We start from the raw sequence: 12,200 nt of genomic DNA on the forward strand, positions 1-12,200 counted from the left end.
AAAAAAGTAAATAGAAAAGAAAGTTAAAAAAATGGCAGAAAAAACCTACCCAATGACCCTTGAAGAAAAGGAAAAACTAGAAAAAGAATTAGAGGAGTTGAAACTCGTTCGACGTCCTGAAGTCGTAGAGCGTATCAAGATTGCTCGTTCCTATGGAGACCTTTCAGAAAATAGTGAGTATGAAGCAGCGAAAGATGAACAAGCTTTTGTTGAAGGTCAAATTTCAAGTCTAGAAACAAAGATTCGCTATGCTGAAATTGTTAATAGCGATGCAGTTGCCCAAGATGAGGTAGCAATCGGTAAAACAGTAACAATCCAAGAAGTCGGTGAAGACGAAGAAGAGGTCTACATCATCGTCGGTTCTGCAGGTGCAGATGCTTTTGCTGGTAAAGTATCAAATGAAAGTCCGATTGGCCGTGCTTTGATTGGCAAGAAGACTGGCGATACTGCAACGATTGAAACACCAGTTGGTAGCTATGATGTCAAAATTTTAAAGGTTGAGAAAACAGCCTAAATAGGATGAAAAAGGAGTAGTGAAGATTTTGCTTTGCTCAACTCCTTTTTGGTTTTTTGGATAAATAGGAGACTATATGAGTGAAAATAAGAAGAAAAACAAAATGGAGCGTGGTTTAACCAATCGCCATGTTCAGGTGATGGCCATTGCGGGAACAATCGGAACAGGACTTTTCTTAGGTGCTGGTCGCTCTATCAGCCTTACAGGACCTTCTATCATTCTGATTTACATGATTACAGGAGCCTTTATGTTTTTGATGATGAGGGCTGTTGGGGAGATGCTGTATCAGGATCCAGAACAGCATACCTTTATCAACTTTATCACCCGTCATTTGGGGAAAGGTTGGGGATATTTCTCAGTTTGGTCTTATTGGTTATCAGTTGTCTTTATCGGTATGGCAGAAATCACTGCCATCTCAGACTATGTCCGCTTCTGGTTTCCCACATGGCCTAGTTGGCTGATTCAGCTTGTCTTTTTAACGATTTTGGCTTTGGTCAATCTGATTGCAGTTAAGCTCTTTGGAGAAGTCGAGTTTTGGTTTGCTATGGTCAAGATTGTGGCGATTTTAGCCATGATCGCCACTGGGGTCTTTATGGTTTTGACGGGCTTTAAGACACCTCATGGTGTTGCAAGTTTGGCAAATATCAGCGACCAGTTCTCTCTTTTTCCAAACGGAGTTATGAACTTTGTCATGGCCTTTCAAATGGTATTTTTTGCCTATCTGATGATTGAGTTTATCGGGGTGACAACTTCTGAAACAAAGAACCCTCGTCAGGTCTTGCCCAAAGCTGTTAAGGAAATTCCTCTCAGAATTATCTTCTTCTACGGGGGAGCTCTCATTGCGATTATGGCCATTATTCCTTGGTCTTATCTTAATTCTTCAGATTCTCCATTTGTAACGGTCTTTGAACTGGCAGGGATCAAGTGGGCAGCGGCTCTAATCAACTTTGTTGTCTTGACCTCAGCAGCGTCTGCTCTTAACTCAACTCTCTACTCAACAGGGAGACACTTATATCAGATTGCCCATGATTCGCCCAATCGTTTCTTAAAGGCCATCAAGGTCGATACCCTTTCTCGTCACAATGTTCCACAAAATGCCATCATCGCCTCAGCGATCTTGATTGCCCTCGCTGCCTTTATCAATGTATTGCCAGGTGTTTCAGATGCCTTTGCTTTGATCACCGCATCCTCATCAGGTGTTTACATCGCGATTTATATCTTGATTATGGCGGCTCATCTCAAATACCGCAAGTCACAAGATTTCATGGCTGATGGCTACCTTATGCCTCAGTATCGCTTGCTTAATCCCCTAACCATTCTCTTTTTTGTCTTTGTTTTCGTGACTCTCTTTTTGCAAGAGTCTACTTTCATGGGGGCAGTTGGTTCTGCCATCTGGATCCTTGTTTTTGGGATTTATAGTCAGTGGAAATTTAGAAAATAAATCATGAACTCATCAACTCTGTTTGGTGAGTTTTTCTAGTTTGACAGTCCATCGAAATAAGACTATAATCAAGCTGTAGTAGTTTATTGGGAGGTTTGGATGCACATTAGATTGGAAAATAAGGAATCGCTTAAAGCGCAAGAAATAGGGGATTTGATTCGTGCTTATAATCGTTCCAAAAGAGAAGAGGCTGAAAGCGAGCCACTGAACCTTTATGTCGAAGACGAAAAGGGCAATCTCATGGCAGGATTAGTAGCTGAGACTTTCGGAAATTGGTTGGAAATCGAATATTTGTTTGTAAGAGAGGAATTACGGGGACAAGGAATTGGTTCAAAACTACTGCAGCAAGCAGAAAGTGAAGCCAAGAATCGAAATTGTCGTTTTGCTTTTTTGAATTCTTACCAGTTTCAAGCGCCAGATTTTTATCTAAGTCATGGCTACAAGGAAGTTTTTACCTTGCAAGACTATCCCTACACAGGGAAAAGATACTATTACCAAAAGGATTTGTGACCTAGACTTCTTTCTTTTGGAGAGGAACTTAGCTAAGTATCAAAAAAGAACGAATACTCTTTATCATGTAAGATGATAGAGAGTTTTTTTGTTAACAAAATCTTACAAAATGACATTTATATATTGCATTAAGTTAGATATATGGTATAATATGTTTAAAAAGAAGCGTAACTTTTTAAAAATTAAAAGGAGGAAACAAGTGGCTAAAAATTTAAAGTTAAAACTAGCTCGGGTGGAGCTTGATATGACACAGGGTGATTTGGCAGAGGCTGTTGGTGTTACTAGGCAGACTATAGGTTTGATAGAAGCAGGGAAATACAATCCTAGTCTCTCCCTCTGCCAGTCCATTTGCAGATGCTTAGGCAAAACTTTAGATCAATTATTTTGGGAGGAAGAAGATGAAAAATAGATTTTTTTATTATCAATTATTAGACGAAAGGGAAGAACAACTGATTAACAAAGCTGGGACAGAGTCTTTTTATATGTTTATCGGGCTCATTCTGCTAAGTTATTTGGTGGCTGTATTAGCACCTGCCCTTTTTAATCCTAATATTCTTCTGGTTACTCTTCTTTTAGGAATTTTCTTCTTTTTCAATCGTGCACGACAACTTGGAGCGACCTACTATAGTCGTTTTCATTTTACGATTTTGGGATGCTTAGTAGTGACTCTTGCAATTACAGCCATCTTGATGCTACAGAACTACCAGTTCAATATTGAGATTTATCAGCACAATCCTCTGAATGTTAAGTATTTGTCTGCTTGGGTTATTACTTATCTGATTTACCTTCCTTGGGTTTTTATCGGCAATCTCGGCCTTAAAAGTTATGGCGAATGGGCCCAAAAAAAGTTTGAGCAAGATATGGATGAACTTGAGAATGGAGAATAGCTTGTTAGCTTTTTATCAATCTCGGTAAAATGTGTTATAATAGTACTAATTTATCGGACGGTGTGAAAGTGGTAGAATACGTTCATACCTTTATAAATAAGGAAGAAGGAAAACAGATGTATCCAGATGATAGTTTGACATTGCACACGGACTTGTACCAGATTAACATGATGCAAGTTTACTTTGACCAAGGAATTCACAATAAAAAGGCGGTCTTTGAAGTTTATTTCCGCCAGCAACCTTTTCAGAACGGTTATGCAGTTTTTGCTGGCTTGGAAAGAATTGTACATTATCTTGAAGACTTACGCTTTTCAGATAGCGATATTGACTACTTGGAGACGCTTGGGTATCATGGAGAATTCTTGGATTACCTACGAGATCTCAAGTTAGAACTAACGGTTCGTTCTGCTCAGGAAGGGGACTTGGTTTTTGCTAATGAGCCGATTGTGCAGGTTGAAGGACCTCTAGCCCAATGTCAATTGGTCGAAACGGCTCTTTTAAACATCGTTAACTTTCAAACCTTGATAGCGACAAAGGCAGCACGTATTCGTTCAGTCATTGAAGATGAGCCTTTGATGGAATTCGGAACACGTCGTGCGCAAGAAATGGATGCAGCTATCTGGGGAACACGTGCAGCCGTGATTGGTGGAGCCAATGGTACTAGTAATGTACGAGCAGGGAAGCTCTTTGGTATTCCTGTCTTAGGTACTCATGCTCATGCCTTGGTACAGGTCTATGGGAACGACTATAAGGCCTTTAAGGCCTATGCGTCAACCCATCGTGACTGTGTCTTTCTAGTAGATACTTATGACACGTTGCGTATAGGTGTGCCGGCTGCTATTCAGGTGGCGCGTGAGTTAGGTGATAAGATCAATTTTAAAGGCGTTCGTATCGACTCTGGGGATATTGCCTACATTTCCAAGAAAGTCCGTCAGCAACTAGACGAGGCCGGATTCACAGAGGCAAAGATCTATGCTTCTAATGACCTTGATGAAAATACCATCCTCAACCTCAAGATGCAAAAGGCAAAGATTGATGTCTGGGGTGTGGGTACCAAGCTGATTACAGCCTATGATCAGCCAGCTCTTGGGGCAGTTTATAAGATTGTTGCGATCGAAGATGGGAATGGTCAGATGCGCAATACCATCAAACTGTCTAATAATGCGGAAAAAGTATCGACGCCAGGTAAGAAGCAGGTATGGCGCATTACCAGTCGTGAAAAAGGCAAGTCAGAAGGCGACTACATTACTTATGACGGTGTGGATGTGAGCGACATGACAGAAATCAAGATGTTCCATCCAACTTATACCTACATCAAAAAGACCGTTCGTAATTTTGATGCTGTTCCTCTCTTGGTGGATATCTTTAAAGAAGGAACATTAGTTTACGATTTGCCTAGTTTGACTGACATTCAAGCCTATGCTCGTAAGGAATTTGACAAACTTTGGGATGAGTACAAACGGGTACTCAATCCGCAACACTATCCAGTGGATTTGGCGCGTGATATTTGGCAGGACAAAATGGACTTGATTGACAAGATGCGCAAAGAAGCTCTTGGTGAAGGAGAAGAAGAATGAGTTTGCAAGAGACCATTATCCAGCAACTGGGCGTCAAACCAGTGATTGATGCCCAGGAAGAAATTCGTCGTTCGATTGATTTCTTAAAGAGATACTTGAAAAAACACCCTTTCCTTAAAACCTTTGTACTAGGGATTTCTGGAGGACAAGACTCAACCTTGGCAGGGCGCTTGGCACAATTAGCGATGGAAGAAATGCGAGCTGAGACAGGAGATGACAGCTACCAATTTATCGCTGTCCGCCTGCCATACGGAGTGCAAGCTGATGAAGCAGATGCTCAAAAAGCTCTTGCTTTCATCCAGCCAGATGTCAGCTTGGTTGTGAATATCAAGGAATCAGCTGATGCCATGGCAGCTGCAGTTGAAGCGACAGGAAGTCCTGTTTCAGACTTTAACAAGGGCAATATTAAAGCTCGTAGTCGTATGATTGCCCAATATGCCCTTGCAGGTGCCCATAGCGGAGCGGTCATTGGAACAGACCATGCCGCGGAAAATATCACAGGCTTTTTTACCAAGTTTGGTGACGGTGGTGCAGACATTCTCCCTCTTTATCGCCTCAATAAACGTCAAGGGAAACAACTCTTGAAGGAACTTGGTGCAGACCCAGCCCTTTATGAAAAAATCCCAACAGCAGATTTGGAAGAAGAAAAACCAGGTATTGCAGACGAAGTAGCTCTTGGAGTCACTTATGCAGAAATTGATGACTACCTTGAAGGCAAAACCATCAGTCCAGAAGCCCAAGCGACTATCGAAAACTGGTGGCACAAAGGCCAACATAAACGCCACCTACCAATCACCGTCTTTGATGACTTTTGGGAGTGAAAACCTCCAGTGGAGGTTTTCAGCCCGAGTCTAGAAACGGGAAAACGAGGAACCTCCAGTGGAGGTTTTTACCCTGAGCCTAGAAATGAGAAAGCGAAGAAGGTCCAGTGGACCTTTTTCGCTTGAGTCTTAAGCTTAGAAAGCGAGGTAACATTATGAAAGCAATCGGTACACAAATGTTACAGACAGAACGTTTGATTTTGAGAAGATTTGTGGAGAGTGATGCGGAAGCCATGTTTCAAAATTGGGCTTCGTCTCCTGAGAATCTGACCTATGTCACCTGGGATCCTCATCCTGATGTTGAAGTGACTCGGAACTCGATTCGAAATTGGGTTGCATCCTATACTAATCCCAACTATTACAAATGGGCCATTTGTCTCAAAGAAAACCCAGAGCAAGTGATAGGAGATATCAGCATCGTAGAGATGAATGAGAAAGATTCAAGTTGTGAAATTGGCTATATTTTAGGAAAAAACTATTGGGGTCGTGGTATGATGACGGAGGCCTTGAAAGCTGTGTTAGACTTTTGTTTTACTCAAGCAGGCTTTCAAAAGGTCAGAGCTCGTTACGCCAGTCTTAACCCAGCTTCAGGCCGTGTGATGGAGAAAGCTGGAATGTCCTATCTAAAAACTATTGCCAATGGTGTGGAGAGAAAAGACTACGTTGCGGACCTTATTTATTACCAGATAAGTAGGGAAGACAGGTGATTTCTTTTCTGTTTCTATCAAAGTCAGACCTTGTCTGGCTTTTTTTGTGCCAGATTTCTGAATAAACTGATTAAATTCCTATTTTTCCCTATCATTGTCCCTGTTTTTTCTGGAGTTTTGGAGCTATAATAGTCCTATCAAATCAAAGAATGGAGGAAGGCAATGGACAATGTAATCTTTTTTATCAGTGTTTTTCTTGCTGGAATTCTTTCCTTCTTTTCTCCTTGTATTTTACCCTTGTTACCTGTCTATGCAGGGGTCTTGTTGGATGACAAAGACGGTGCTCAGGATTCTAGCGGAAAATTTTCAATCTCACTTGTAAGTTTATTGCGAACTCTGGCCTTTATAGCGGGGATCTCTTTTATCTTTATCTTACTGGGCTATGGAGCTGGTTTTTTAGGCAATTTGCTGTATGCTTCGTGGTTTCAGTATGTGACGGGTGCGATTATCATTCTCTTGGGCTTGCACCAGATGGAAGTCTTACATTTGCAGGGGCTCTACAAGGAAAGAAGGCTACAATTAAAGAGACAGGATCAAAACGCTAACGGCTATAGTCAGGCATTTTTACTGGGGTTGACCTTTAGTTTTGCTTGGACGCCGTGTGTGGGGCCAGTTCTGGGGTCTGTTTTGGCTTTGGCGGCTTCAGGTGGTTCAGGAGCTTGGCAGGGAGCTGGTCTCATGTTGGTTTACACGCTGGGATTGGCGCTACCATTTTTAGTTCTAGCTCTTGCCTCCAGCTATGTTTTGAAACATTTCCGAAAACTCCATCCCTACCTCGGGATCCTCAAAAAAGTCGGTGGTTTTCTCATTATCGTGATGGGAATCTTGGTGCTTTTGGGAACTGCTTCCATTTTGACTACATTATTTGAATAGAGAGGAAAAAGAAATGAAAAAATGGCAAACATGTCTCCTTGGAGTAAGCTCAATCTGTTGCTTGGCAGCCTGTTCGGCTAAAAATATGGCAGACGAAGCTACTATGAAGGAGCAATCCAAAACAGAACAAGTCAGTTCACAAACTGCCACCAAGGGTCAAGCAGTCGCTGATTTTGAACTGACAGGTGTAGATGGTAAGACCTATCGTTTATCTGACTACAAAGGCAAGAAAGTCTATCTCAAATTCTGGGCTTCTTGGTGCTCCATCTGTCTAGCCAGCCTTCCAGATACGGATGAAATTGCTAAAGAAGCTGGTGATGACTATGTGGTCTTGACAGTGGTGTCTCCTGGACACAAGGGGGAGCAATCTGAAGCAGACTTTAAGAACTGGTACAAGGGCTTAGATTATAAAAATTTCCCAGTTCTAATTGATCCATCAGGCAAACTTTTGGAAAGTTATGGTGTCCGTTCTTATCCGACTCAAGCCTTTATAGACAAGGAAGGCAAGCTGGTCAAAACGCAACCAGGTTTTATGGATAAGGATATGATTTTAAAAGAATTGAAAGAAATGGGGTAGAGAAAGGCTATGAATGATAAAGTAAAACTTTTTGTCTTGGCAGGGGTCATTCTCCTAGCTATAACCGGTTTCTATTTCCTATTGATGCGAAATGCAGGGCAGACAGATAGCTCGCAAATTGAGAAAGCATCCGTTAGCCAAGGAGGAAAAACAGTGAAAAAAACAGAAATTAGTAAAGACGCAGACTTGCACGAAATTTATCTAGCTGGAGGATGTTTCTGGGGAGTGGAGGAATACTTCTCACGCGTTTCCGGAGTGACAGATGCCGTTTCAGGCTATGCGAACGGTAGAGGGGAAACAACCAAATACGAATTGATCAATCAAACAGGACATGCGGAGACTGTCCATGTCACCTATGATGCTAATCAAATTTCCCTCAAGGAAATTCTGCTTCATTACTTCCGCATTATCAATCCAACCAGCAAAAATAAACAAGGAAATGATGTGGGGACCCAGTACCGTACTGGTGTTTATTACACAGATGACAAGGATTTGGAAGTAATCAACCAAGTCTTTGATGAAGTTGCTAAGAAATACGACCAACCTCTGGCAGTTGAAAAGGAAAATTTGAAGAATTTTGTGGTGGCGGAGGATTATCACCAAGACTACCTCAAGAAAAATCCAAATGGCTACTGTCATATCAATGTCAATCAGGCTTCCTACCCTGTCATTGATGCCAGCAAATATCCTAAACCAAGTGATGAAGAATTGAAGAAAACCTTGTCACCTGAGGAGTATGCCGTTACCCAGAAAAATCAAACAGAACGAGCTTTTTCAAACCGCTACTGGGATAAATTTGAATCTGGTATCTATGTGGATGTCGCAACTGGTGAACCCCTCTTTTCATCAAAGGATAAGTTTGAGTCTGGTTGTGGCTGGCCTAGTTTCACCCAACCCATCAGCCCAGATGTTGCCACCTACAAGGAAGATAAGTCCTACAATATGACACGCATGGAAGTGCGGAGCCGAGTTGGAGATTCTCACCTTGGCCATGTCTTTACAGATGGGCCTCAGGACAAGGGTGGCTTGCGCTACTGTATTAATAGTCTCTCTATCCGCTTTATTCCTAAAGACCAAATGGAAGAAAAAGGCTATGCTTATTTACTAGATTATGTCGATTAAGAAGTCTTTCCTAAGCAGTTAGAGGAGAATTTTGCTATACTGATACTAGTAAGTGACAAAGGAGCAAAGCATGACCTACACAATCTTAATCGTAGAAGATGAGTATCTGGTGAGGCAAGGTTTGACCAAGCTGGTCAATGTAGCAGCCTACGATATGGAAATCATTGGTCAGGCTGAAAATGGAAGGCAGGCTTGGGAATTGATTCAAAAGCAGGTGCCAGACATCATTTTAACCGATATCAACATGCCTCAGCTGAATGGCATCCAGTTGGCCAGTCTAGTCCGAGAAACCTATCCTCAGGTGCATTTGGTATTTTTAACGGGCTACGATGATTTTGATTATGCCTTATCTGCTGTCAAACTCGGTGTGGATGATTACCTACTCAAGCCTTTTTCGCGTCAGGATATTGAGGAGATGTTGGGGAAAATCAAGCAAAAGTTGGACAAGGAAGAAAAGGAAGAGCAGTTACAAGATTTATTAACCGATAAGTTTGAGGGAAATATTGCTCAGAAAATCCAGTCCCATCTAGCTGACAGTCAGTTTAGTTTGAAGTCTTTGGCCAGTGACTTGGGCTTTAGTCCGACTTATTTGAGTTCCTTGATTAAGAAAGAGTTGGGGCTGCCTTTTCAGGATTACCTGGTGAGAGAGCGTGTCAAACAAGCCAAGCTCTTGCTCTTGACAACAGATTTAAAGATTTATGAGATCGCCGAGAAGGTTGGTTTTGAAGATATGAACTACTTTACCCAACGTTTTAAACAGATTGCAGGTGTGACACCTCGTCAGTTTAAGAAGGGAGAAGGTCGATGAAGCGTTCTTCTCTCCTAGTCAGAATGGTTATTTCCATCTTTCTGGTCTTTCTCATTCTCCTAGCTCTGGTTGGGACTTTCTACTATCAATCTAGTTCCTCGGCCATTGAGGCTAGCATTGAGGGCAATAGCCAAACGACAATTAGCCAAACTAGCCACTTTATTCAGTCTTATATCAAAAAATTAGAAACCACCTCAACTAGTTTGACCCAGCAGGCAGATGTTTTAGCCTATGCTGAGAATCCCAGTCAAGACAAGGTCAAGGGAATTCGAAATCTATTTTTGACCCTCTTAAAGGCAGACCAGGACTTGAAAGCTGTGGTACTGGTCACCAAATCCGGTCAGGTTATTTCCACAGATGATAGTGTGCAGATGAAAACTTCCTCAGATATGATGGCTGAGGATTGGTATCAGAAGGCCATTCATCAGGGGGCTAAGCCAGTTTTGACCCCAGCTCGTAAATCGAATAGTCAGTGGGTTATTTCTGTCACTCAGGAACTTGTTGATGCAGAGGGGGCCAATCTTGGCGTACTTCGTTTGGATATTTCCTATGAAACTCTGGAAGCCTATCTCAACCAACTCCAGTTGGGTCAGCAGGGGTTTGCCTTTATCATCAATGAAAACCATGAATTTGTCTACCATCCTAAACGTACTGTCTATAGCTCAGCTAGTGAAATGGAGGCTATGAAACCCTACATTGAGACGGGGCAGGGCTATACGCTGGACCACCAATCCTACGTCAGTCAGGAACAGATTGCAGGGACTGATTGGACGGTTATAGGCGTGTCTTCGTTGGAAAAATTAGACCAGGTTCGGAGTCAACTCATGTGGACCTTGCTTGGTGCTAGTGCCTTATCTCTTCTTGCCTGTCTCTGCTTGGTGTGGTTCAGTCTCAAACGCTGGATTGCCCCTTTGAAGGATCTGAGAGAAACCATGCTGGAAATTGCTTCTGGTACACAAAATCTTCGTGCTAAGGAAGCTGGCGCCTATGAACTGAGAGAAGTGACTCGCCAGTTCAATGCCATGCTGGATCAGATTGATCAGTTGATGGCAGATGTGCGCAGGCAGGAAGAAGCGACCCGGCAGTATGAACTTCAAGCACTGTCGAGTCAGATTAACCCCCATTTTCTCTATAACACCTTGGACACTATCATCTGGATGGCTGAATTTCAGGATAGTCAGCGAGTGGTTCAGGTGACCAAGTCCTTGGCAACCTATTTCCGCTTGGCGCTCAATCAAGGCAAGGATTTGATTTCTCTTTCTGATGAAATCAATCATGTCCGCCAGTACCTCTTTATCCAGAAACAACGCTATGGTGATAAGCTGGAGTATGAGATTGCTGAAGAACCTGACTTTGGTAACCTAGTCTTACCCAAGTTGGTGTTGCAACCTCTTGTAGAAAACGCTCTTTACCATGGTATTAAGGAGAAGGAAGGCCAGGGCCATATTAAAGTTTCTGTTCAGAGACAGGATACAGGGCTTGTCATCCGCATTGAGGATGATGGTGTTGGTTTCCAAAATCCTGGTGATAGCAGTCAAAGTCAGCTCAAACGTGGGGGAGTTGGTCTACAAAATGTCGACCAACGACTCAAACTTCATTTTGGAGAAAACTATCAGATGAAGATTGATTCTGTACCTTCAAAAGGGACGACAGTTGAAATATACATCAATAAAATTGAAACTAGCTAACTCCCAGTTCACTCTGGGAGTTTTACTTTTAAAAATCAGAATGATTAGTTGGCCTTGATAAAATCAGTAAAAAAAGATATGATAGATAGTGACAAAAGAGGTATCAAGTATGAAGGAAAAAGACATTCAAAGAGCAACAAGCCAGATTGTAGAAGATGTAATAGAAAAGGCTAATTTGAAGCAAGGGGCTATATTTGTTTTGGGCCTTTCTTCTAGTGAGGTGATAGGTGGTCAGATTGGCAAGGAATCCAGCCAAGAAATTGGTGAAATCATCGTGAAGATCATCCTAGTTATCCTAGAGGGAAAAGGGATTCATCTAGCTGTTCAAGGTTGTGAACATGTCAATCGAGCCCTCGTTGTTGAACGTCAGGTGGCAGAGCGGTTTGGTCTTGAAATCGTGAGTGTCCTTCCTACACTTCATGCAGGAGGTTCGGGTCAGTTGGCAGCCTTCAAGTTTATGCGGGATCCAGTTGAGGTTGAATTTATCAAGGCCCATGCTGGATTGGATATCGGAGATACTGCGATTGGCATGCATGTCAAGCATGTTCAGGTTCCGATTCGCCCTTTTTTGAGAGAAATTGGGCATGCCCATGTAACGGCTCTAGCTAGTCGTCCAAAATTAATTGGAGGTGCGCGTGCGCAGTATCCACAAGATTCTATCAGAAAGTCATGAGA

14 protein-coding genes are annotated in these 12,200 nt (G+C 42.3%); all 14 read left to right on the top strand.

The window, feature by feature from the left end; all coding sequences use genetic code 11:
• Window positions 1-31 precede the first annotated feature (31 nt).
• The 14 genes from greA (at window position 32) to MP387_RS03080 (ending at window position 12,198) form a co-directional block, all read left to right on the top strand.
• Window positions 32-514, top strand: a complete 483-nt coding sequence (gene greA / locus MP387_RS03015) for a transcription elongation factor GreA (RefSeq protein ID WP_000818765.1) — start codon at window positions 32-34, stop codon at window positions 512-514.
• Between the two features lie 76 nt (window positions 515-590).
• Window positions 591-1,955, top strand: a complete 1,365-nt coding sequence (locus MP387_RS03020; protein ID WP_242747591.1) for an amino acid permease — start codon at window positions 591-593, stop codon at window positions 1,953-1,955.
• A gap of 99 nt (window positions 1,956-2,054) precedes the next feature.
• A complete protein-coding gene (locus MP387_RS03025; protein WP_242747593.1) occupies window positions 2,055-2,465 on the top strand; it encodes a GNAT family N-acetyltransferase in 411 nt (136 codons plus the stop codon).
• Window positions 2,466-2,664: 199 nt separating this feature from the next.
• Window positions 2,665-2,874: a helix-turn-helix transcriptional regulator gene (locus MP387_RS03030; RefSeq protein WP_001107501.1), complete on the top strand. Its 210-nt coding sequence runs from the start codon at window positions 2,665-2,667 to the stop codon at window positions 2,872-2,874.
• A complete protein-coding gene (locus MP387_RS03035) occupies window positions 2,864-3,352 on the top strand; it encodes a DUF6773 family protein (RefSeq protein ID WP_242747595.1) in 489 nt (162 codons plus the stop codon). The genes MP387_RS03030 and MP387_RS03035 overlap by 11 nt, the downstream gene beginning before the upstream one ends.
• A gap of 116 nt (window positions 3,353-3,468) precedes the next feature.
• Window positions 3,469-4,929 carry a nicotinate phosphoribosyltransferase gene (locus MP387_RS03040; RefSeq protein ID WP_242747597.1) on the top strand — a complete coding sequence of 487 codons (1,461 nt, stop codon included), beginning with the start codon at window positions 3,469-3,471 and terminating at the stop codon, window positions 4,927-4,929.
• A complete protein-coding gene (gene nadE, locus MP387_RS03045) occupies window positions 4,926-5,750 on the top strand; it encodes an ammonia-dependent NAD(+) synthetase (RefSeq protein WP_000058057.1) in 825 nt (274 codons plus the stop codon). Before MP387_RS03040 ends, nadE begins: the two co-directional genes overlap by 4 nt.
• Window positions 5,751-5,905: 155 nt before the next feature.
• The gene (locus MP387_RS03050) at window positions 5,906-6,457 is read left to right on the top strand and encodes a GNAT family N-acetyltransferase (protein ID WP_002882760.1); all 552 of its coding nucleotides are present in this window, start codon (window positions 5,906-5,908) and stop codon (window positions 6,455-6,457) included.
• Between the two features lie 162 nt (window positions 6,458-6,619).
• The gene (gene ccdA2 / locus MP387_RS03055) at window positions 6,620-7,330 is read left to right on the top strand and encodes a thiol-disulfide oxidoreductase-associated membrane protein CcdA2 (protein ID WP_242747599.1); all 711 of its coding nucleotides are present in this window, start codon (window positions 6,620-6,622) and stop codon (window positions 7,328-7,330) included.
• Window positions 7,331-7,343: 13 nt separating this feature from the next.
• On the top strand, window positions 7,344-7,907 hold the full coding sequence (locus tag MP387_RS03060) for a redoxin family protein (RefSeq protein WP_242747601.1): 564 nt from the start codon (window positions 7,344-7,346) through the stop codon (window positions 7,905-7,907).
• Between the two features lie 9 nt (window positions 7,908-7,916).
• A complete protein-coding gene (msrB, locus tag MP387_RS03065; protein WP_242747603.1) occupies window positions 7,917-9,029 on the top strand; it encodes a peptide-methionine (R)-S-oxide reductase MsrB in 1,113 nt (370 codons plus the stop codon).
• 70 nt (window positions 9,030-9,099) lie between these two features.
• The gene (locus tag MP387_RS03070; RefSeq protein WP_084937094.1) at window positions 9,100-9,837 is read left to right on the top strand and encodes a response regulator transcription factor; all 738 of its coding nucleotides are present in this window, start codon (window positions 9,100-9,102) and stop codon (window positions 9,835-9,837) included.
• Window positions 9,834-11,525: a cache domain-containing sensor histidine kinase gene (locus MP387_RS03075; RefSeq protein WP_242747605.1), complete on the top strand. Its 1,692-nt coding sequence runs from the start codon at window positions 9,834-9,836 to the stop codon at window positions 11,523-11,525. The genes MP387_RS03070 and MP387_RS03075 overlap by 4 nt, the downstream gene beginning before the upstream one ends.
• A gap of 109 nt (window positions 11,526-11,634) precedes the next feature.
• Window positions 11,635-12,198: a TIGR01440 family protein gene (locus MP387_RS03080; protein ID WP_242747607.1), complete on the top strand. Its 564-nt coding sequence runs from the start codon at window positions 11,635-11,637 to the stop codon at window positions 12,196-12,198.
• The last annotated feature ends 2 nt before the right edge of the window (window positions 12,199-12,200 follow it).

Source organism: Streptococcus oralis (assembly GCF_022749195.1).
Lineage (GTDB): Bacteria > Bacillota > Bacilli > Lactobacillales > Streptococcaceae > Streptococcus > Streptococcus oralis_CI.